Annotated in this window: 17 protein-coding genes; 14 read left to right on the top strand and 3 right to left on the bottom strand. The window is 74.6% G+C overall.

The window, feature by feature from the left end; genetic code table 11:
• Positions 1–150 precede the first annotated feature (150 nt).
• From V2S66_RS01255 to V2S66_RS01235, 5 genes are all read left to right on the top strand, one after another.
• The gene (locus tag V2S66_RS01255; protein ID WP_330792429.1) at positions 151–699 is read left to right on the top strand and encodes a carboxymuconolactone decarboxylase family protein; all 549 of its coding nucleotides are present in this window, start codon (positions 151–153) and stop codon (positions 697–699) included.
• A 391-nt stretch (positions 700–1,090) separates the two neighbouring features.
• A complete protein-coding gene (locus V2S66_RS01250) occupies positions 1,091–2,965 on the top strand; it encodes an FAD/NAD(P)-binding protein (RefSeq protein WP_330792427.1) in 1,875 nt (624 codons plus the stop codon).
• A gap of 66 nt (positions 2,966–3,031) precedes the next feature.
• The gene (locus tag V2S66_RS01245) at positions 3,032–4,273 is read left to right on the top strand and encodes a putative PEP-binding protein (protein ID WP_330792426.1); all 1,242 of its coding nucleotides are present in this window, start codon (positions 3,032–3,034) and stop codon (positions 4,271–4,273) included.
• Positions 4,274–4,394: 121 nt separating this feature from the next.
• On the top strand, positions 4,395–4,826 hold the full coding sequence (locus V2S66_RS01240; RefSeq protein WP_330792424.1) for a type II toxin-antitoxin system PemK/MazF family toxin: 432 nt from the start codon (positions 4,395–4,397) through the stop codon (positions 4,824–4,826).
• 309 nt (positions 4,827–5,135) lie between these two features.
• Positions 5,136–6,299, top strand: coding sequence for a lactonase family protein (locus V2S66_RS01235; protein WP_330792423.1), 1,164 nt, complete (start codon positions 5,136–5,138; stop codon positions 6,297–6,299).
• 51 nt (positions 6,300–6,350) lie between these two features.
• On the opposite strand, the gene V2S66_RS01230 is transcribed toward V2S66_RS01235, so the two are convergent.
• The 3 genes from V2S66_RS01230 to V2S66_RS01220 all read right to left on the bottom strand — a co-directional run bounded on the left by V2S66_RS01230 (position 6,351) and on the right by V2S66_RS01220 (position 8,815).
• On the bottom strand, positions 6,351–6,854 hold the full coding sequence (locus V2S66_RS01230) for a macro domain-containing protein (RefSeq protein WP_330792421.1): 504 nt from the start codon (positions 6,852–6,854) through the stop codon (positions 6,351–6,353).
• Between the two features lie 273 nt (positions 6,855–7,127).
• Positions 7,128–8,000, bottom strand: coding sequence for an acyl-CoA thioester hydrolase/BAAT C-terminal domain-containing protein (locus V2S66_RS01225; protein WP_330792419.1), 873 nt, complete (start codon positions 7,998–8,000; stop codon positions 7,128–7,130).
• 350 nt (positions 8,001–8,350) lie between these two features.
• Positions 8,351–8,815, bottom strand: coding sequence for a LamG domain-containing protein (locus V2S66_RS01220; protein WP_330792811.1), 465 nt, complete (start codon positions 8,813–8,815; stop codon positions 8,351–8,353).
• A gap of 62 nt (positions 8,816–8,877) precedes the next feature.
• Here V2S66_RS01220 and V2S66_RS01215 point away from each other — a divergent pair, with 62 nt between their 5' ends.
• The 9 genes from V2S66_RS01215 to V2S66_RS01175 all read left to right on the top strand — a co-directional run bounded on the left by V2S66_RS01215 (position 8,878) and on the right by V2S66_RS01175 (position 21,514).
• Complete coding sequence (locus V2S66_RS01215) at positions 8,878–9,456, top strand: hypothetical protein (RefSeq protein WP_330792418.1); 579 nt, start codon at positions 8,878–8,880, stop codon at positions 9,454–9,456.
• On the top strand, positions 9,444–10,241 hold the full coding sequence (locus tag V2S66_RS01210) for a hypothetical protein (RefSeq protein WP_330792416.1): 798 nt from the start codon (positions 9,444–9,446) through the stop codon (positions 10,239–10,241). Before V2S66_RS01215 ends, V2S66_RS01210 begins: the two co-directional genes overlap by 13 nt.
• Before the next feature lie 133 nt (positions 10,242–10,374).
• The gene (locus V2S66_RS01205) at positions 10,375–12,009 is read left to right on the top strand and encodes a WD40 repeat domain-containing protein (RefSeq protein ID WP_330792414.1); all 1,635 of its coding nucleotides are present in this window, start codon (positions 10,375–10,377) and stop codon (positions 12,007–12,009) included.
• A 31-nt stretch (positions 12,010–12,040) separates the two neighbouring features.
• On the top strand, positions 12,041–15,985 hold the full coding sequence (locus tag V2S66_RS01200; protein WP_330792412.1) for a CHAT domain-containing protein: 3,945 nt from the start codon (positions 12,041–12,043) through the stop codon (positions 15,983–15,985).
• A 118-nt stretch (positions 15,986–16,103) separates the two neighbouring features.
• Positions 16,104–16,460, top strand: a complete 357-nt coding sequence (locus V2S66_RS01195; protein WP_330792410.1) for a hypothetical protein — start codon at positions 16,104–16,106, stop codon at positions 16,458–16,460.
• Positions 16,461–16,465: 5 nt separating this feature from the next.
• The gene (locus tag V2S66_RS01190) at positions 16,466–17,377 is read left to right on the top strand and encodes a hypothetical protein (protein ID WP_330792408.1); all 912 of its coding nucleotides are present in this window, start codon (positions 16,466–16,468) and stop codon (positions 17,375–17,377) included.
• Positions 17,378–17,860: 483 nt separating this feature from the next.
• Entirely contained in the window at positions 17,861–19,381 is a 1,521-nt protein-coding gene (locus V2S66_RS01185) for a sugar ABC transporter ATP-binding protein (protein WP_330792407.1), read from the top strand.
• The gene (locus V2S66_RS01180) at positions 19,378–20,433 is read left to right on the top strand and encodes an ABC transporter permease (protein WP_330792405.1); all 1,056 of its coding nucleotides are present in this window, start codon (positions 19,378–19,380) and stop codon (positions 20,431–20,433) included. Before V2S66_RS01185 ends, V2S66_RS01180 begins: the two co-directional genes overlap by 4 nt.
• Positions 20,426–21,514 (top strand): ABC transporter permease, encoded by a 1,089-nt coding sequence (locus V2S66_RS01175; RefSeq protein ID WP_330792404.1) that lies wholly within the window; start codon positions 20,426–20,428, stop codon positions 21,512–21,514. The genes V2S66_RS01180 and V2S66_RS01175 overlap by 8 nt, the downstream gene beginning before the upstream one ends.
• Positions 21,515–21,534: the final 20 nt, after the last annotated feature.

The raw sequence follows: 21,534 nt of genomic DNA, 5'->3' as shown, positions 1-21,534 counted from the left end.
GGCAGCACGCCGACACTCCGCGCCCCGCGGCGCGCGAGCCCCGACCCTCGACCCTCGGCGGGAATGCCGTGACGCTTCGCCAGGTTTCCCTGTCGGCACCATGGAAGACGAGGAACCACCGAACGTCCGTCCACGAGGAGAGGTCCCAGCATGTCGCGGATTCCCGTCCACACCACCGACAACGCTCCGGCAGCGAGCCAGGAGACCCTGCGCCACCTGGAAAAGCGCTTCGGGAAGGTGCTCAACATCCACGGCGAGATGGCCCATTCGCCCGTCGTCCTGGCCGTCTACGCCGCCGTGAACGAGGCCATCGCCGAGCACGGGACCTTCGACGCCCGGACCCGTGAGGCGATCGCCCTCGCCGTCGGGGCGGTCGACGACTGCACCTACTGCCAGTCGGCGCACACGATCGGCGCCAAGAACGCCGGGTTCACCGAGGCGGAGACCGTGGCGATTCGCCGCGGTGTCGCGGACGTGGAGCCGAGGCTGGCCGCGCTGCTGGAGGTCGTCCGCGAGACCGCGGGCGAGGTCGGCGAGGTCTCCGACACGACCTGGGACAAGGCGCTGGCGGCCGGCTGGACCGACACCGAGCTGACCGAGTCCTTCGTGCACGTGGCGGCCAACCTCTACACGAACTACTTCAACCACCTCGCGCGTACCGATCTCGACCTTCCGGCCGCTCCGGCGCTGGACGCCTGACCCCCGGCCCGGTACGCCACCCGACACGCCGAGCACCGCACGCCGCATGCCGCACCTCACGCCGGCCGGGAGCACGTGCCCCGCACGCCTCCCGGCCGGCGTCGCCGCCTCCCCGGCCGAACGACGCCCCGGCGCAGCATCACCGCATCCCCGGCGGTGGCCCAACGGGCTGGGCCAATAAGGCAATTGCCGCCGGGCAAAGCCATTAGCCTTTGTTCGCGGGCAATGGTTCCCTGTCCCCGCGTTGCCGATGGTCAGTCCCCGGAAAGGACGGATCGCCCCAGCCCGGACCGCAATTCCCTCCTTCGGAGCGACAGCTCCGCCAGCAGACCTTGCGCCCGGCCGGAGACAGCGGAGCCGGGCCTCCATCGCCCCACGGGGAGGCTTCACCATGAGTCGAACAGACATGTGTCCACGCGTGCTCGTCGTCGGGGCGGGTCTGGCGGGCACGGCCACGGCGATCCGGCTGCTCCGCTTCGCCCGCGAGCCCCTGGAGATCGTGCTGCTCGAGCGGCGCTCCGACTACCGCTCGGCCGGTGTCGCGTACCACCGGGACGGCAACCCCTGGAACCACGTCTTCAACATCCAGGCGGGCCGGATGTCCGTGTTCCGGGAGGACGTGCTCGACTTCATCCGGTGGGCCAACCTGGAGGCCGACCGCCAGGACTGGCCGGCCCCGTGGGCCGAACTGGAGTTCGTCGAGCAGGGACCGGCGCCGCGACGGATTTTACAGGACTACCTCATCGACCGGCTGGCCGAGGCCCGGCGGGAAGCCGGCCCCGGTGTCGTGCTCGTCGAGGCGGACGGCGAGGCCGTCGACATGGAAGTGCGGCCCGACGGGGTGCACGTGACGATCCGGCAGCTCTCCGAGCCCGCCCTCGCGGCGGAGTTGGGACCGGACTCCGCCGTGGTCCTCGCCGACCACGTCGTCCTCGCGACCGGCCTCGAACTCAGGGAACCGCCCTTCGCCGCCGAGGTGCTCGGCCACGAGTCCTTCATCCGCAACCCGTACTCCAAGGCAGGGATCAACAGGCTCGAGACGGTCCACCCCGAGGCGACCGTCGCGATCGTCGGATCGGTGCTGAGCGCGTACGACGCCGCGGGCCTGCTGCTCCGCCGGGGCCACACCGGCAGGATCCACCTCATCTCCAAGTCCGGCACGATCTTCCGGACCTACCCGGGCGGCCACGAGCACGGCGTGCTGCAACTGCCCTGCCCGGCCACGCTGCTGGAGCCCTACCAGGACCGCGAGGAGTTCCTCGACCGGGTCAGGGCGGAGTGGGAGGCGGCGTGCGCGTCGGTCGTCAAGGACCATCCCGACATGGACCCGGTGATCGTCGCCGAGCGGGTGTCCAAGGCTTGGGAGCCCTACCTCCCGCAGATCATCGAGCGGATTCCGACTCCCGCACTGCGCGGTCTGCTCGACGAGTTCGGCACCGCGATCGCCGCGATCCGGGTCGGCGCGGTCGAGTACACGATGGCGATCATCGAACACGCCCTGCACTCCGAGGACGGCGTGGTGCAACTGGTCGTCGGAAGCGTGGCGGGGATCACACCGACGGAGTCGGGGCGGCTGGTCGTCGCGGTCGCGGCGCCCGAGGAGAAACACGCCATCGAGGCCGATCTGGTGGTGTCCAACTTCGGCCGGGAGCCGGACTACAGCAGGGTAGGCCAGCCGCTGTGGCGGAACCTCCTGCGCAGGGGCCTCGCCGCGCCCCACGAGCGCACCGGACGCGGCCTGGAGGTCGACGCCGAGGGGACGCTGCTCGGCCCCGCCGGGGAGCCGGCCGGTCCGATATCCGCCGTCGGCCCGCTGAGAGAGGGCGACGAGATCGTACGGAACGGCCGGACCGGCGCATTCGCCTTCAATCTCGCCGCCATCAAGAACCATTCCATCGCCGTCGCCGCCCGAGCCGTCGGGCAACTGGAATTGCGGAAATCGGGACTGACCGAGGACATGGCTCGATATCGCCAATACCAGGATCAGGTAAGCAAGATGGAGGAAGCAGACCGGGCCGGGTTCGAGGAGGCTGTTGACGTGGAGGTGAGGAGGTTGGCGACGCGTGCCCGAAGTGAGCGGGAACTGCTCGACGCACGGCTGGAAGCCCGTCTCCGCTCCCTGGGCCACCGCCCTGACCTCCCGTCGGACACCCGGAGGGATGCCCTGATGAGGGACGTCGTCAACCGGGTGGCCGTGCGACGACTCACCGACGTGTCCGTGACGCCGCGCCAGCTGCGCGAGCGGCTCGGCATAGCGAACACCTAGTATCTGGGGGCCTCTTTGAACGGGCGGCGGATCCAGGGATTCCTTTTGGCTGGTGGCACGGAGAGTGTGTTACGAGGAACGTGTAACCGCACAAGAAATCCACTCGAGGGGTCCATTCTCGTCGCTCCTTTCCTCGAGGCGGGTCTTTACGAGGCGATAGTGGCGGCGCGCGCGGTCATCTGCGGCGCCGGCGGCCTGACCGGCCACATGCAGTCCCTGTGCCGCGGCAGGGGCATACCGGTGCTCCGCGTCGACCCCGCCGACCTCGCCGAACTGGTCGGCGAGGTGACGCTGGACCTGGAGAGCGAGTCGATCCTCGTCGGGTCGCAGGCGGGCTCCGGGGCGGCCCGCCAGGCGGCCGCCGCCCCCTCCGTGGAGGATCTCGGCTCGGCGTGCGCGGTGATCGCGGACCTGCAGGACATCCAGACGATCAACGCGTGCGGGCCGAACGCGCAGCGGGTCGACTCCTTCTTCATCCGCGAGGAGTTCCTCTGCCTGGCGGCGGGCCTGCGCCCGCTGGACGCCCTGCACGGCGGGCCCGAGGACATCGCGGCGTACGGGAGGGCCGTCGCCGGCCGGCTCTGCGACTACGTGGGGGCGCTGCTGCCCGGCCAGCGGCTGGTCCTGCGCCTGCTCGACCTGCGCTCCGACCACGCCGCCGGTGTCACCGTGCAGGCTCCGGTCGCGGTCGAGCCCAATCCGGAGATGGGCCTGCACGGCGCCCGCTGGCTCATGGGCTCCGCCGCCTACCGGGATGCCCTGCACGTCGTGCTCGCGACGCTGCGCGAGCGGCTCGGGGGCGGGGCGGACCGGATCCACCTCTCGGTTCCCTTCCTCACCGACGAGGAGGAGTTCGCCCAGCTCAGGGTGCATCTGCGGATACCGCCCGAGGTGCCCTTGTCGGCGTTCATCGAGACCCCGTCGGCCGTGCACGCCACCGGGGCGATCTGCGCCGCGGGCGCCAGCGAGCTGTTCGTCGGGGTGAAGGACCTGGTGCAGTTCTACCTGGCCGCCGACCGCAGCAACCACTTGGTGGCCGACACCTACCGGACCCGTCACCCGGCGGTCCTCGACGGAGTGCGCCGGGTCGTGGAGTCCGCGCGCGCCGCGGGCACCCCCGTGCGCGTCTTCGCGCTGGGCGTGGACTTCGCCCACTACCTGGACCACCTGCCGACCCCCGACGGCTACATGATGTGCACCGCCGAACTCCGGCAGGTGATCACGCAGCCGCAGCCGCAGCCGCAGCCGCAGCCGCAGCCGCAGCCGCAGCCCGACCCGGCGCCGGCGCTGACCCGGTCCGCACGCTGAGCTGATCCCGGACCCCGACGCGGCCCCCTTCTGCCCCCCGCTGTCCCCGCTCACCGGCGGGCGACGCGCGGGCAGGGGCCCCGGAGGACGCGCGGCCGCGGGGCCGGGGGAGAATCGCGGGATGAGTGCGACGATGTGGTGGGCCGTCGCCGCGGTGGCGGCCCTTGCCCTGATCGCGGCCCTCGTCGACGGGCGGGCCCGTTCCGGGCGCCCCGTGCGGCGGCGGACGGCGGCGAAACGATCCGGCACGGTACCCGCCCGCGGCGAGGTGTGGTGGGCCTCGGTGCCCTACGAGGACCGGCCGGGCGCCAAGGACCGGCCGTGCCTGGTGCTGTCGGTCCGGGGCCGTACGGCCAGGGTCGCCAAGATCACCTCCCGCTCGCACGCCGAGCTTCCCGGCGTCGTCGCGCTGCCCGCGGGGACCGTCGACGACCCGGCGGGCCGCCAGAGCTATCTGCAGAGCACCGAGCTGCGTGACGTGCCGCTGCCCGACTTCCGCCGCCGCGCCGGCGCCCTCGACCCGCGGTTCATGCAGCAGCTCGACCTGTCCTGATCGGCCTGCCCGCACCGACCCCGAGGGCGCCGGCGAGCGCCCCCGGGGTCGCTCGCACGCCCCACGCGTCCCATCAGTCACGGCGACCCCCTTGCCCTCGCCGCTGGTCTAGGCCACGTTAGAAGGCGGACACGGTACGAGGAGTTCGACCACCGACGACAGAGGGCCGGTATGGACATCGGATCATCAGCGTCACGAACGCCGTCCGGAAGCGACCCCGCCGGGCGCGTCCTGGCCGCCCGCGGCGACCTCGGCCGCCGCGGCCTGCTAGCGGCTGCGGGCGTCGGCGCCCTCGCCGGCATCGGGGCCATGGCCCGCGGCAGACACCGCGACGCCCCCTCGCGGACCCCGGCCGCGGCCCCCGCGTCCGCCGCCGCCCCGCAGCAGGGCGCCGCAGCGCAGGCGGCCGCCCGCCCCCGCAGCGCCCCGCGCCACCTCTACCTCGGCACGTACACCTCCAGCGGCGGCGGCAAGGGTGTGGGCGTGGCCACGTACGACCCGCACAGCGGCGCGATCTCCCCGGGGAGCGTGCTGGCCGGTGCCGCCGACCCGTCCTTCCTCGCGCTGTCGGCCGCGGGCGACGTCCTCTACGCCGTCGACGAGCAGGAGCAGGGCCGGGTCACGGCCGCCGCGGTCGGGTCCGACGGCACCCTGCGGGTCCTCGGCTCACGGCCCACCGGCGGGTCGAGCCCCTGCCACCTGTCGGTGCACCCCGGCGGCCGGCACGTGCTGAGCGCGAACTACGGCTCTGGCAGCATCGCCGTCCATCCGCTCGGCTCCGGCGGCGTCCTGCTGGCCCGCTCCGACCTCGTGCAGCACACCGGCTCGGGCCCGGACCCGGACCGCCAGGAGGGGCCGCACGCGCACATGGTGCTCAGCGATCCCGGCGGCGCCTTCGTGCTCGCCGTCGACCTGGGCACCGACTCGGTGTACACCTACCGGCTCGATCCGACAGCAGGCAAGCTCACCGAGGTCTCCCGCGCCGCGGTGAAGCCCGGGTCGGGGCCGCGCCACCTGGCCTTCCACCCCTCGGGCCGGTACGCCTACGTCGCCAACGAACTCGGCGACTCGGTGATCGTCTGCGGCTACGACCCGGCGACCGGCACGCTCACGCCGGGCAGCCCGCAGCCGACCGTGCCCGCCGGCTCGCCGGTCTCCGGGCGGAACTACCCGGCCGAGGTCGTCGTGTCGGCGAACGGCGCGTTCGTGTACGTCTCCAACCGCGGCCACGACAGCGTGGCCCGGTTCGCCGTGCAGAACGGCGGGGCGGGCCTGCGGCTGCTCGACGCCGTGCCCAGCGGCGGCGCCTACCCCCGGCACATCGCCCTCGACCCGACCGGCACGCTGCTCTTCGCCGCCAACCAGAACTCCGGCACGGTCGCGCGCTTCCACGTCGACCCCGCCACCGGCGCGCTCACCTCGGCCGGCGGCGGCTACGCCACCCCGACGCCGGTCTGCGTCCTGCCGGTGTGACGCCCGCGTGGGTCCGCCGCCGGGCTGCGGCCGCGGCCGTCGGGTCCTGGTCTACGGTGCCAGCGCCGCGGTCAGCAGTTCGCGCGTGGCGTCGTCGAAGGCGACCAGCCGGATCAGCTCGACACGCGTGGGGGTGGCGGTGAGGGTCGCGGCCGCGATCCGCGCGGCGCGGTCGGCGGGGAACCCGTAGACGCCCGTCGAGATCGCCGGGAAGGCGATGCTGGCCGCTCCCAGCTCGTCCGCGAGCCGCAGGCAGCGTGCGTAGCACGACGCGAGGACGTCGTCCTCGCCGCTGCCGCCGCCGCGCCACACCGGCCCGACCGTGTGGATGACGTGCCGTACCGGCGGGTCCAGGTCGAACGCCGGCGTCGCCTTGGCGTCCCCGGGCGCGCACGGCGCGAGCGCCGCCCCGGCGGCGGCCAGCCGCGGGCCCGCCGCCCGGTGGATCGCGCCGTCGACGCCGCTGCCGCCCCTCAGCGACTGGTTCGCCGCGTTGACCACGGCGTCCGTGTCCTGAAGCGTGATGTCACCCTGTACCACCTCGATCACTGGCATCCGCCGATCATCCCACCGGCGTGCGCCCCACCGCATCGCGCCTCACCGCTCCGCATCGCAGAGCGCCTCGCGGCGCCACCGCTCCTGCCGGATGCCGGAAATGCGCCGACTCCACCCCCCACGAGGCGTCCTCGTGCCGACGCCACGGCGATGAGCCCGCTGACCCCCGACGCCCTCGCCGGCGACGACGGCCGGGGCCACTGACGCGGCGCCGGTCTGCGCACCCAGTGCTCAGCGCTCGGTGTCCAGCGCTCGGTGTCCAGTGCTCACCGCTCAGACGCCGCGGAGGGCCGCCAGCACGTGCGGCCAGGCCTGCGCGCCGAGCGCCGCGTCGGCCTCGGCGGTGCCGCCGTGGTCGAAGTGCGGGGACGGGGGCGGTGCCACCTCGCCCGGGAAGACGGTCCGATGACCCGCGCCGGTCCCGACGACCACCGCCGTCGAGCGGCCTGCCGCCGTACGCCGGTCCGCGAGTTCGCGGGCGAAGCGCACCGAGGGCCACATCCGGTCCGCGCCGCCCGCGACCAGGACGAGATCGGCGTCCGCATTCTCCACCGGGATGGCCGCGGCCCGCAGCCGGTCCGCATGCACCTCAAGGCTGCGCTCGTACCAGCCGAGCACGGAGACCGGCGCGCCGTCCGGCTCGGCCCCGGCCCACGAGCTGTCGTAGGGCACGAAGGGCAGCGGCTGCCCCTGCCAGGTCCAGCAGGAACGGTACGGCTGCTGCCGGCCGTCGCGACCGGGACCGACGTTGGCCCAGACGACCGAGGTCGGGGCGAGTGCGATGACGGCGTCCGCGCAGTCCGACAGCGACGACAGCAGCAGGGCGGCTTCTGCGCCCTTGGAGACGCCGAGCATGCCGACGCGCGTGACGCCGCGCTCGCGCAGCAGTCCGGTCGCGTCGGCGAAGGTCTCCAGCGGGACCTCGCAGATGCCCGGCGGCTGCCCGGGACCGCCGAACCACCGGACGGACGCCGCGGTCACCCCGGCGCGCGCGAAGAGCCGGCACCGGTCACGCTCGATCCGGCCGCTCGACCCGGACAGCACGAGCACGCCTGCCGCGCGGCTCCCCGCGGCCGGTTCGGCGAGGAACCCCTCCCAGCGCCCGCCGAGTTCGCGCTCGACGATGTCGACGATCCCGGCGGCCATGACACCAGCCTCTCCACGGTGGGGCGTTCGGACTCCGACGGTCCGAACCTACCGGTCGTCCGTGGTCCGTGGTCGGCACGCGGCGGCCGGTGGGCGTGAACCCGCCAGGCGTCGCCGTCTGTTGTGAACGGCTTGCCCGATGCCGCACGACCTCGCTCCCTTCAGCATCTCCTGGGCTGAGGTCGACCCGCGCCTGCACCCGTTCGGCAGCGTGAGGACGATGGCGGACCACGACATTCGCTCCTTCGACCAGGAACGCGGCCCCGAGCGCGCCGCCGCTCTGCTCACCGGCCGGCATCGACGGCCCGCCGCCCCGGCCGCGGTGGCGGTCGGGGCGGCGGGCGGCGGGATCAGCTCATCGCTCCGATCTGGTCGGCGGACAGGGCGAAGCCGTACGTGTGCACGTCCGTGACCTGGCCGGGGAAGGCCGTGTAGGGCGTCTCACCGTAGACGGCGGTGTTGCGGCAGGCTCCGACGGTCATCGGCAGGTTGGGGTCGTACTGCGGCGTCAGGTTGACGTCGGTCCCCATCAGCGAGCCGTTGACGTACAGGGTCATCACGCCGGTGCTGGCGTCGCCGGCCACCGGTGCCTTGTACGTGGCGACCAGGTGGGTCCAGGTGTTGATCTCGGCCGAGCCGAAGTCGCCCTCGGCGGTGGGCCATTGCGCGTCGTCGTCGTTGGTGGTCGTGGTCTGGAAGGCCCAGCCCTGGTTGCCGCTGTCGTAGCCGATGTAGAGGGCCTGGTGGGCGGTGGTCCCCTGGCAGAGGGCGTTGACGGTGTTGGTGCCGTCGTTGAGCTTGACCCACAGGGAGATCGTTCCTCGTCGACCCGTGCGGCACGCACACCTCGACGCACAAGGTGGTCCCCCCCTTCTTCGTGCCCTACTTCTCCGGGTGGTGGAGTTCGCAGTGCGCGACGAACCTGCTCGGCAAGGTGTGCACCACGACCGGAGTGGTGTCCACGGGATTCGGCGGGGCGCAGTCGTATCTCAGCAAGTACACCCCCGGCGCCCTGGTTGCGGGAATCAACAACGGCACCGCGGAAGAGGGAATGGCGAACGCCAACCGCATTCTGCAGATGCAGAACACCGGAACAGGTCTGTCGCGCACGGCCTCTCTGAGTCCGGTGCTCACCCGCGCCCCCGCGGCACGGCTGCTGACCGGCGTGGGAGGTGTCGCGGCGTACGGCTACAACTACATGACGGACAGGTCGGAGGGGCAGTCCCGCACACGAGCGGCGGTGACCAGCGTGCCGCAGGCCGGCGCCGACATGTACATATCGGCGACCATGACCGAGTCCGGCCTGGAGACCGGAGCGATCATCGGCTCCTTCGTGGGCCCCGAGGGAACGGTCGTCGGGGGAGCGGTGGGGGCGGTTGTAGGCTTGGGCGCCGGCTTTGTGACGAGTAACGTCACGAACAACGTCATTTCGGATATCGGAAGTTGGTTGCATTGATCGCCTGGGCCGCGCTCGCGGGAGGCGCCGCGCTGGGTACGCTGTCCGCCCGCTCCTGGCGGCGGGTGGCGCGGTACTGGAGCAACCCCGCGGCGCGCCCGTCGCCGGTGGCCCTGTCCCGCTACTTCGGGCCGGATGCCAGAAGGCGGCTGGAGCAGGGTTCCGCCCTCAACGCGGCCTGTCTGACCGGCCTGACACTCGTGCTGCTGGGGGGAGCCTGGCTCCCCCCGGACGGCACGTCCGGTGCGCAGAACCCGGTCGCCTTCGCAGTGGCCGTGTTCGGGCTCGCCGTGTTCCTCGCCGGAGTCCTGGGCCAGCTCTCGCTGGGATTCCTCGGCCGTCCGCTGTTCGTCCTCCCCCAGCACGCCCGCAACGGGGCGGGCGGCAAGTCCGCCGCGCCGGGCGGCCGGACGACCGGTTCCCCCTCCGAACAAGGAACCCCCATGACGTCTGGACCGATCCCGCAGGAAGCCGACGGCGGCGCCGAGATCCTGGTGTTCCGCGACGAGGCGGACTCCTACGCGCAGCTGCGCCGCTACAAGGTCTACGTGGACGGCGAGCGGGTGGGCGACATCCGGCGCGGGGAGAGCTGCTCGCGGTCCGTCGCTCCCGGGCCGCACCGCGTCCAGGTGAAGATCTCCTGGTGCTCCAGCCAGGTGTCCTCCGTCGAGGTGTCCCCCGGGGACCGGCTGCGCTTCATCTGCCGGGCGGCGCCCGGAGTGGAGTCCGACCCCACCGCGGTCTACAAGCGCAGGAACGACTTCCTGCTGCTGCGCGCGGTATGAGTTCGGCCCCGTCGGGGCCACCGCACCGTACCGGGTGCCGGACTGCCGGAGAGGTTGCCTGACCGCGCTGCCGTCGGCCGGCCGGGCGGCCCTCCGCCGTCGGCGGGCCGGCCCGGTGGCTACGATGCGTCGGGTGGACAACGGGAACGGCGAGATCGACTTACCGGAGGCCGACGGCCGCCGGGTGCTGTACGACATGAACGACGACGACTGCCGGTACACCCGGTGGGGAGAGCGCGCGGACCGGCTCTGGGACGCGTACCAGGACGCGATCGCGGCGGGAACCGTGCTGCGCCGCACCCGGACACACGCGCTGCTGGACGGTTCCATCGAACTCGTCGGCTACGACGACCCGGTGACCGGGGGCGGCCGGTTCGCCGTCGTCACCGCCTGCGACCCGGGCAGCGACTACCGGGTGGTCGACCACACCGAACGCGGGCCGGCCGAGGCGGCGTACGAGCAGGAGGTGTACGCCAACCTCGACGACGAGCTGCCCTACCAGAGTTGCGACGTCTTCGAGGTGCGCGTCGACCGCCGTTCGAGGCCGCCGGCCGGGGTGCGGGTGCTGCCGTCCGGGACCGTCGTCGCGACGGACGACCTGGAGGCGTACGACGACCTCTACGGCCTGCCGCTGCGTACCCGCTGGCCGGAGGCGGCCGCCGCGGACCTGGCACCGGCCGCGGTGCGGGGGATGGCGGCCGACCCCCGGCCCTGGGGCCCGGCCGAGGTGCGGGTCGACGAGGTGACGCCGGCGGCGTGGGGGAGAGCGGACGACGCGCTCAGGCCCAACGCGCTGGCACTGCTGGGACTTCCGGACGGAAGGCAGCTCCTCGCCTCGGCCCACGACGACGCGGCCCACGTGTGGAGCGTCGGCGACGGCCAGGGCGTCTCCACCGCGTCCGGGCACAGCGAATGGGTGCTGTCCGTCGCGCTGGCCGCGCTCGGCGACGGCCGCGTCGTGCTGGGCACCGGCGGCAAGGACGGCCTCGTCCGGGTCTGGTCGGCCCGCGACGCGGCCGCGCTGCAGGAGATCGAAGCGCACCGCGGTCCCGTCAACAGCCTGGCCTGGGCGCTCCCACCGGGCCGGCTGCCGTGGCTGGTCACCGGGGGCGACGACGCGTCGGTGCGGCTGTGGGACGTGGAGACCGGGCGGAGGGCAGGTGAATTCCCGGTGGGGGTCCCCGGTGTGCACCTGGTGTGGTCGGTGGCCACCGCCGTGCTGTCCGACCACCACGTGTGCGTGGCGGCGGCGGTACCGGGCGACGATCACGACGTCGTGCACGTCTGGGACGCCACCGCCGGGACCCGGCTGCACGAGTTCGCCCTCGAACGCGCCGGCCACGCCTTCGACATGCGCGCCATGCCCCGGGTCGCGGTCGCGGCCCTGGCCGACCGGTCGTTCCGGGTGGCGGCCGTCGGCCGCCCCGGCGTGCGGATCTGGGACGGGCACACCGGTGAGGTGGTGCGGACGCTGCCGCTGCCGGAGGACGACGGTCGCGAGGGCGGGGGTGACGGCGGTGGCGGGGGCGGGGATGTCGCACTGGCCGTCCTGCCGGGGCTGCGGGTGGCGGTCGCGGCGACCGGCCGCCGGCACACCGTCGTCTGGGACGCCGAGTCGGGCGCCGAGCTGACCCGGGTCGCGCACGCGGCGGACGGCCCGGTCGTGGCCGTGGAGCTGCTGACGGCCTACGACGGCGGCCTGCTGCTGGTGACCGGCCGTCAGGGCGACGCACCGGCGCGCGTACGGCGGCTGGACGTTCGATGGTGACGGGCGGGAGCCGCAGGGAGGGCCGTTCGGCGTGTCGATCGACGAGCTGACCGGGCGGGTCACGGGACACGTCGAGGCGTACCGGCGGACCGGCGACCCCGAGGCGATCCTCGACGAGCAGGCGGACCGGGACGCGGCCGCGCTGTGGCGGACGGTGCGCGGGTTCGACCCGGACACCGCTTCCGAGGCGCTCGACGCCCGGTACACCGCGGCGAGCACCGCCCTGGGCCGACTTTGCTACTGGCGGCACCGCGCGCGGCCGGGGGAGCGCGGGCGGGGCGACCTCGCCCGGGCCCTGCTCTGCCTGGAGGCCGTCTCCGACGACGCCCCTCTCGTCCCGTCCGACCTGCGCCCGGTGATCGGTCGGTTCACCGACCCGCGCGCTCAGGAGGAGCTGGCGCTCGCCCTGACCCCGTGGGCGGCCGCCCGCCCGCACCGGGAGGACCCGGACGGGGCGGCACCGGGCCCCGCGGCCCCGGACCCGGCCGCGCTGGACGCGGCCGTGCTGGAGGCGAGCATCCTGCTGATGACGCACGCGGCGGCCGCCGCGCCGCGGCGCAGCACGGTGCGCGGCGCCCGGCTGGCCCACCTGTGCCTGGTCCATCGTCGCCGGCACGAGCAGGGCGGCTCCGAGGCCGACCTCGAACTGGCCGTCACGGCAGGTGAGGAGTCGGTGGCCATCGCCGCGGAAGCGGCCGCGGGACCCGCTGGGGAACCGGCCGCGGCGGAGGCGGAGGCGTGGATCCGGCTGGCCGCCGCGTACGAGTGCCGGCACCGGCTGCACGGCGACATCGCCGACCTGCGGCGCGCGGTCGACCTGAGGGAGAGGGCGCTGGCGCGCACCGGGCCGCGACCGCTGCTGCTCTCCGAGCTGGCGGCCCTCCACCGGCAGTCCTACGAGCGGACCGGCGCGGCCCCGCACGCCGAACGGGCGGCGGTCCTCGCCGAGGAGGCGGCCGCCCTGTCCGGGGGCGGCACGGACCCCGCCGTCCTCAGCGGACTCAGCACCGTACTGCTGCGGCAGTACGAGCGCTCGGGGACGCGTTCGGATCTGTGGCGGGCCGCCGAACTCGCCCTGCGCGCCGTGGAGACCGGGTCCGCGGACCACCCCGAGCGCGGCGCCCACCTCGCCGACGCCGCCGCGGTGCTGCTCCGGCGGCACGAGCGCAGCCGGTCGGTGGCGGACCTGGACCGCGCGGTCATGTTCGGGGAGCAGGCGCTGGCGGCGCTGCCCGACGAGGATCCGCGCCGGCGCGCGGCGCTGGGCGCTCTCGCCGCGGCCCTGCACCGGCGTTACGCCGGCGCCGGCGCCGAAGCGGACCTTGACCGCGCGGCCACCCTGGCCGGCTGGGCGCTGGCCGCGACCCCGCCCGGCCACCCCGACCGGAGCCGCGCCGCCATGGAGCTGGCCGCCGTCCACCTCACGCGGTTCCTGCGCTCCGGCGTGCTCGCCGACGTCGCACGGGCCGTCGAGCTGGGCGAGCAGGCGCTGGCCGATCCGGCGGCCCCCCCGGCGCCGTGGCTGTCGCTGCTGGGCGAGGTGCACCGGCAGCGCCACCGGGCCTCCGGAGCCGTCGCCGACCTGGACCGCGCGGTCGGCCTCGGCGAGCAGGCGGTGGCGGCCACCACGGCCGACGACGTCATGCTCGCGGAGCGCCAGGCCCGGCTCGCGGCCGCCTTCTGGCGCCGGCACGGTGCCACGGCGCACAGGTCCGACCTGGACCGGGCCGTCGAGCTGGGGCGACTCGCCGTCGCCGGATCACCCGACGACCACGTCGACCTGCCGGACCGGCTGTCCGTCCTGGCCGCCGCCCATCTCGACCGCCACCGTCTCGACGCGGCGCCAGCCGCCCCGGACGCCGAGCCCCCGGGTCGGGCACCGGCGTCCGCCGCCCCGCACGCGGTGCGTGCGGCCCCGGGGTCGCCGCCCGTGGCCTCGGGGCTGTCGCCGGTGAGCCCGGTCGCCTCGACCTCCGGTCAAGTGCCGTTGCCCGCCAACCCGTACGCGCCGCCTGCGGCTGAGGCGTCGCCGTCCGCCGCGCCGGGTCCGCAGCCTGCCCACTCGGTCACCGGGTCGGCTGACCTGGGCCCGTCGCCCTCCGGCCCGGTTGCCGTGGCCTCCGGTCAGGCGTCGGCGTCCGCCGACTTGTACGCGCCGCCTGCGCCCCCGGGCCAGCCGTCCGTGCGCTCAGGCCCTGTGACCGCCGGTCAGGCGTCGGCGTCCGCCGACGCGGCCCCGCCGCCGGTCGGCCGCGTCGCCGCGACCGCCGGTGAGGCGCCGGCGGAAGCCGACCTCGACGCCGCGGTGGCGCTCGGAGAGCGGGCTCTCGCGCTCGCGCCGGAGGGGCATCCCGGCCGGTCGCGCTGGGTGGCCGGCCTGTGCGCCGCCCATCTCGCCCGTATCGGGGCCGGGGGCTGCGCGCCGGACCCGGCGCGGCTTCGCGCGCTGGCGCGGGAGGTGACCGGGGCGCGGACGGCCGCCCCGGCGGACCGGCTCGCCGCCCACCACGCGGCCGGCGTGCTGGCGCACGCCGCCGGCCGGCACCGGCTGGCCGTCGCGCTGCTCGACGCGGCCACCGCGCTGCTGCCCTCGGTGGCCCCCCGCGAGGCGGGGTGGGCCGACCAGCAGCTCCGGCTCGGCGCGCACGACGGCCTCGTGACGGCCGCGGTGGCCGCGCACTGCGCCGCAGGCGACCCGGCGGGCGCGGTGGAGACCGCGGAACTGGGCCGCGGCGTCCTGCTCGCGAGCCAGGCCGGCACCCGGGCCGATCTCGCCGAATTGGCCCGCCGGGACCCCCGGCTCGCCGACCGGTTCCGCTGGACCTGCGAGCGGCTCAACACCCCGGACTTCCCGAGCGAGGAGCGCAGGCGGTGGTGGGCCGAGTACGACGCCCTGCTCGCCGGCATCCGCGCGCGGCCCGGCCTGAGCGGGTTCCTGGCCCCGCCGAGGATGGCCGACCTGCGGGCGGCCGCGGCGGGCGGGTGCGCGGTGCTCGTCAACGCCGGGCCGAACCGCGGTGACGCCGTCCTCGTCCGACCCGACGGCGCCCCGGTCGCGGTGCCCCTGCCCGGTCTGCGGCCGGCCGATGTCGCGGACCGGGTGGCGGAGCTGCTGGCGGCCGTCGACGGCGGCGGCTCGCTGGCCGGCCGGCTGCGCAGGCGCCGGGTGCTGCCCGAGGTGCTGGGCTGGCTGTGGGACAGTGTCGTCGCACCGGTCGCGGAGGCGCTCGATGCCGCCGGCCACGGGCCGCACCGGGTGTGGTGGGTTCCCACCGGGCTGATCGGACTGCTGCCGCTGCACGCCGCCGGGCACCCCGGCAGGCCGGGGGCCCTGGACACCCTGGTGTCGTCCTACGCACCGTCCCTGCGGGCGCTGCGCGAGGCCCGGGAGCGTCCGCCGGCCGGCTCCCGCCGCAACCTCACCGTCGCCCTGCACCACACTCCGGAGCTGCCGGACCTGCCCGGTGCCGCGCGCGAGGCCGGCCTGCTGGAAGGACCGGTGCTCGTCGACGGGCAGGCGACCGCGGACGGTGTCCTCGCCGCCCTCCGGCAGGCCACCTGGGCGCACTTCGCCTGCCATGGCGTCGTGGACCCGGTCTCCCAGGCCGACAGCGGACTGCGGGTGCACGACCGCCTGCTGCGGCTGTCGGAGATCGGCGCCCTGCGGCTCGCCGAGGCGGAGTTGGCCTACCTGTCGGCCTGCTCCACGGCGAACCACGGGCTCGGCTCCCCCGACGAGGTGCTGCACCTCGCCTCGGCCTTCCAGGCGGCCGGCTTCCGGCACGTGGTGGCGAGCCTGTGGCCGCTGGCCGACACCGTCGCCGTCGAGGCCTCACGCGCGTTCCACCACGAACTGTCCGGCGCGGCGGTGGCCACTCCGGCGGCCCGCGTCCTGCGCCGGGTCACGCTGCGGCTGCGGACCGAGCACCCGGACCGCCCCGACCTGTGGGCTCCGCTGGTGCACAGCGGTCCGTGACCGCCGCAGGGACGCCGCGCCGGCGCGCTGGGGGAGCGGGAGCCGGCAGGGTCGGACGTACCCGCACGGCGGACGGCGACGGGGTTCTACGATGGCGTGTCGCCGGAGGGAACGGGGGATGCGGGTGGACACGGCCGAACGTGACGTGCTGGGCATGCTGTGCGAGGAACTGCCCCAACTGCGCGCGGAATGCTCACGGTTGTCCGAAGACCACCGGTCCCAGTTGGACAGGATCGAGGGTGAGGCCCGCGCCCGCAGGCCCGTACTCGCCCTCCTGGCAAGGCTGTTGCAGACAGGCCAGGAGCAGACGCGGCAGGCGCTGAGCACCGGCCTGCCCGGCGCCGGGTCCGGCCGGGCCGACGAGGAGCGGTTCGGATGCCCCGACGGGGCCTGCGAGCGGATCGCGTTCAGCCCGTACCCGGCCGGTCCGGTACCGCGCTGCGCGGTCACGGACCAGCCCATGCGCAGGCAGTAGGCCCGGTGCAGAGCTTCTTCCAGGAGCTGGGCAGGAAGCTCGCCGAGCAGTGGGTGAGCCTGCTGGTGCTGCCCGGTCTGCTCTTCGTGGCCGCGGCGTGCGCCGCGAGCGGGCTCGGCCAGCGGCGCGCCCTCGACTGCGATCGCGGCGCGCACCTGGCGTCCCGGTGGACCGCGCACCTGGCCCGGCTGCCGGTGTCGAGCCGGCTGGTGGTGGCCGTCGTGCTGCTGCTGGCCGCCGCCGGTCTGGGGCTGGTCGTGCGGGCGCTGGCGGGGGCCACCCGGCGGCTGTGGCTGGGCGCGTGGCCCTGGCCGCTCGCGGCGGCCGGCCGCCGGCTCACCGCCCGGCGGCAGCGGCGTTGGCACCATGAGGCGGACCGCAGGCGGGAGTGGGAGCGTTCCTCGCCGCACGCCTCGCGCAGCGTCGAGGAGCAGCACCGGATCGACGCGTCGGCCGCCCGGCTCAACCGGCTCTCCCCGGCCCGGCCCGCCCGGCCGACCTGGATGGGCGACCGGATCCAGGCCGTCGAACAGGTCGCCCTGCACCGCAGCGGGCTGGACCTCTCCTTCGCGTGGCCCCGGCTGTGGCTGGTGCTCCCGGACGGCGTGCGGGCCGAGATCGGCGCCGCCTACGCGGCGTTCGCGCGGGCCACCACGGTGGGCTCCTGGGCCTGGCCCTATCTCGCCCTGGGCGCCGTGTGGTGGCCCGCCGCCCTCATCGGCGCCGGCGTCGGGATGACGGGATGGGCCGCGGCCCGCACGGCCGTCGCCGACCTGGCCGCCCTGTCCGAGGCCGCGGTCGACCTGCACGCCCGCACGTTGGCGCAGGCCCTGGGCGTGGGGCGGCCGGAGGCGGTCGGGCCGGTCACGCTCGCGGAGGGCGAGGCGATCACGGCGCTGGTGCGCAAGGGCCGCTGAGACGGGCCACGGGTCGTGCCGGTCGCAGCGGTCGCGGCCGCGCGGGTCACGGCGGCGGAGCCCGGGGCGGTCACCACCGGCGGAGCCGTCATGGGCGGCTCATGCGGTGAATCGTTTTATTTGTCCCCTCGGCCTTACGCCAAGCGCCTCGCCTGTCGCCTGAGCGAGGTGCGGGTCCGACGGCCGGCCCGGATGGCCGCCGCGAGTCCCGGGCCGGCCGGTGCTTCGCCCGACCCCACGCCCGCTCCCGCCCAACCCACAATGCACGTAAGGCGTTCAGCGGTCCACGCCGTGACGTCGAGAGAGCCGCTGCTCCGCGCTCCCGTCGTGCCCGCCTGACGGGTCATCCGGTGTGGGAGCGTCAGATCCCGGCCGTGCGCACTCTTGACGGGCCGATCGGGCGAGGCTAACGTCCCGGCAACTCTATTGAAACAATTCACTCCATCGTTGCGGCTTCACGACCGGGAGACCTCAGGAGACACCATGACCGACCCCGAACCGGAACGGACTCCGGTCCTCGCGCTGGAGGGGGTGAGCAAGTCCTTCGGCGCCGTGCGGGCGCTGCGCGACGTCTCGCTGCGGCTGTACGCGGGAGAGGCGCACGCGCTGGCGGGAGAGAACGGCGCGGGCAAGTCGACGCTGATCAAGGTGCTCGCCGGGGTGCACCGCCCCGACGCCGGCGCGGTGCTGATCGACGGCGCGCGCGTGGCCCTGCACGGCCCGGCCGACGCCCGGGACGCCGGAGTGGCCGTCATCTACCAGGAGCCCACGCTCTTCCCCGACCTGTCGGTGGCGGAGAACATCTTCGTCGGACGCCAGCCCAGACGCTCCCTCGGCCGCGTCGACCACCGTGCGGTCACCGCCGCCACCGCCGACCTTTTCGCACGGCTCGGCGTCTCCCTCGACCCCGCCCAGCCCGCCCGCGGCCTGTCCATCGCCGACCAGCAGCTCGTCGAGATCGCCAAGGCGCTGTCCTTCGACGCCCGCGTCCTGATCATGGACGAGCCCACCGCGGCCCTCACCGGCGCCGAGGTCGCCCGGCTGTTCGGCGTGGTCAGGGCGCTGCGCGAGGGCGGCGCGGCGGTGCTGTTCATCTCCCACCGCCTCGAAGAGGTCTTCGCGCTGTGCCAGCGGGTCACCACGCTGCGGGACGGCGCCCTGATCGCCTCAGAACCGGTGGCCGGCCTCACCGAGGAGGAACTGGTGCGCCGGATGGTCGGCCGCGACCTCGACGCGCTCTACCCCAAGCAGCACAGCGAGGTCGGCGACGTCGCGCTCAGCGTGCGGCGGCTGACCCGCGAAGGGGTGTTCACCGACGTGTCCTTCGAGGTCAGGCACGGCGAGATCGTGGGCCTGGCCGGGCTGGTCGGCGCCGGGCGCAGCGAGGTCGCCCGCGCCGTCTTCGGCGTCGACCGCTGGGACGCGGGCGAGGTGGCGGTCGACGGCAGGCCGCTGAAGCCCGGATCGCCGAGCCTGGCGATGGCTGCGGGCCTCGCGCTGGTGCCCGAGGACCGCAGGGCGCAGGGCCTGGTGATGGACCTGTCCATCGCACGCAACATCAACCTCACCGGCCTGCGCACCACCAGCCGCGCCGGTGTGATGAACCGCGCCGCCGAACGCAGCCGCGCGGTCGACTGGGCGGTGCGCCTCCAGGTGAAGTACGCGCGCCTCGCCGACCTGGCGGGCACCCTGTCCGGCGGCAACCAGCAGAAGGTGGTGCTGGCCAAGTGGCTGGCCACCGAACCCAGGGTGCTGATCGTGGACGAGCCGACCCGCGGCATCGACGTCGGCACCAAGGCCGAGGTGCACCGGTTGCTGTCCCGGCTCGCCGCCGACGGGCTGGCGGTGCTCATGATCTCCTCCGACCTCCCCGAGATCCTCGGCATGGCCGACCGCGTGCTGGTCATGCACGAGGGCCGGCTCGCCGCCGAGATCCCCCGCGACCAGGCCAGCGAGGAATCGGTGATGGCGGCCGCCACCGGCAGCGCGAGGAGCGCCGCATGACCGTCACCACGAAACCGGCGCCCGCCGCCGCGCACCCCGGGGCCGCTCCGTCCGGCGGCCTGCTCGACCGGGTGCTCAAGGTACGCGAACTGGCCATCCTCGTCGTGCTGGTGCTCATGCTGGTCGCCACCCAGCTCGACAACAGCGCCTTCCTGTCCGAGCAGGGCATCAAGGACCTGCTGCTCAACGCCACCATCCTGGTGCTGGTCGCGGTGGGCCAGTCCATGGTGGTCATCACCCGCAACGTCGACCTGTCCGTCGGCTCCGTTCTCGGCATCACCGCCTTCGCCGCGGGCGAGTTCCTGCGCGGCGGCGGCGATCCGCTGCTGGCCGTGCTGATCGCGGTGGCCGCGGGCGCCGGCTTCGGCATCGTCAACGGGGCGCTGGTCAGCCTGGGCCAGGTCCCGGCGCTGGTGGTCACCCTCGGCACGCTCTACGTCATCCGCGGCCTGGACTCCATCTGGTGCGGCTCCCGGCAGATCACCGCCGCCGACCTGCCGGACGGATTCGCCGGCTTCGGCCACGACGGGCTCGGCGCGATCCCGTACCTCGCCCTGCTCACCGCGGCCGTGCTCGTCGCGGTCGCCTCCTACCTGCGCAGCTACCGCAGCGGCCGCGACCTGTACGCGCAGGGCTCGAGCCCCGAGGCGGCCAGGCTCGCGGGTGTGCCGGTCCGCAAGCGTGTGCTGACCGCCTACGTCGTCTGCGGAGCGCTGGCCGGACTGGCCGGCGCCCTCTACCTCGCCCGCTTCGGCAACGTGGATTCCGGCACCGGCACCGGCTACGAACTCACCGTCGTCAGCGCCGTGGTGGTCGGCGGCGTCGCCTTCACCGGCGGCTCGGGCAGCGTCTACGGCGCGGCCCTCGGCGCGCTGCTGCTCACCTCCATCAACAGCGTGCTGCCGTCGATCGGCGTCAGCTCGGTCTGGGTCCAGGCCATCGACGGCATCCTGCTGCTGCTGGCCATCGCCGTGGACCGGGTGGTCGCCCTGCGGGTCGCCGCAGTGCTCCGCAAGCGGGCCGCACGGACAAGGAGTGCCCACCATGGCTGAGACCCCCGCGCGCCCCCCGGCCCCGCCGAGCACCCCGGCCCCGCCGCGCACCTCCGTCCTGCCGCGCACCTCCGTCCTGCTGCGCGGCCGCGACGTCCTGCGCTGGGACACCGCCGTCGGAGCGCTCCTGCTCGTCCTGCTGGTGTGCTCCTTCAGCCTGGTCGACAACTTCGGCAACGCCCTGAACCTGTCGTTCCTCATCGGCAACACCCTGCCGATCGCGCTGATCGCGCTGCCCATGACGATGCTGGTGGTCTCCGGGGAGATCGACCTGTCGGTCGGGTCCACCGCGGGGCTGGCCGGCGCGGTGATGGGCCGGCTGTGGAACGCCGGCATGGCGATCGAGACCATCATCCCGCTGTGCGTCCTGCTGGGCCTGGCCTGCGGACTGGTCAACGGCCTGCTCGTGACCCGCCTCGGGCTGCCCTCGCTGGCCGTCACCATCGGCACCCTGGCCGCCTACCGCGGCGTCGCGCAGATCGTCCTCGGCGCGGACTCCGTCACCGACTTCCCGCAGCAGTACCTCGACTTCGGCTCCGGCCGGATCGGCGGAACCTTCGTCCCGCAGGCCGCGATCCCGTGGGCGGCCCTGCTGGTGATCGCCGTCCTGGTGCTGCACGCCACCCCGTTGGGCCGCTCGCTGTTCGCCGTCGGCGCCTGCGAGGAGGCCGCCCGCTTCGCCGGGGTCCGGGTCAGACGGATCAAGCTCGCCCTGTTCGCCGCGACCGGCGCCGTCTCCGCGCTCACCGGTGTCTTCTGGGCCCTGCACTACGCCAGCGCACGCTACGACAACGCCACCGGCCTCGAACTGTCCGTCATCGCCGCGGTGCTGCTCGGCGGCATCGACTTCGACGGCGGCAAGGGCACCCTGTTCGGCGCCATGGCGGGAGTCTTCCTGCTCGGCGCCCTGCAGAACGTCATGAGCCTGGTCAACGTCTCCGCCCAGTCCCAGACGCTGATCACCGGACTGCTGCTGGTGATCTCCGTCCTCGCCCCGCGGGTCGGCCGCCGTGTCGCCGCCGCCCGGTCCCGCCGCAGGGCCGCCGACCCGCCCGCGGCCAAGGCCCTCGCCACCGTCTGAGTCCTGCCGCGCGCCCCACC

The organism is Actinacidiphila polyblastidii (assembly GCF_036353415.1).
Taxonomy (GTDB): Bacteria; Actinomycetota; Actinomycetes; order Streptomycetales; family Streptomycetaceae; genus Actinacidiphila; species Actinacidiphila polyblastidii.
This window is presented reverse-complemented; position numbering and strand designations above follow the sequence as displayed.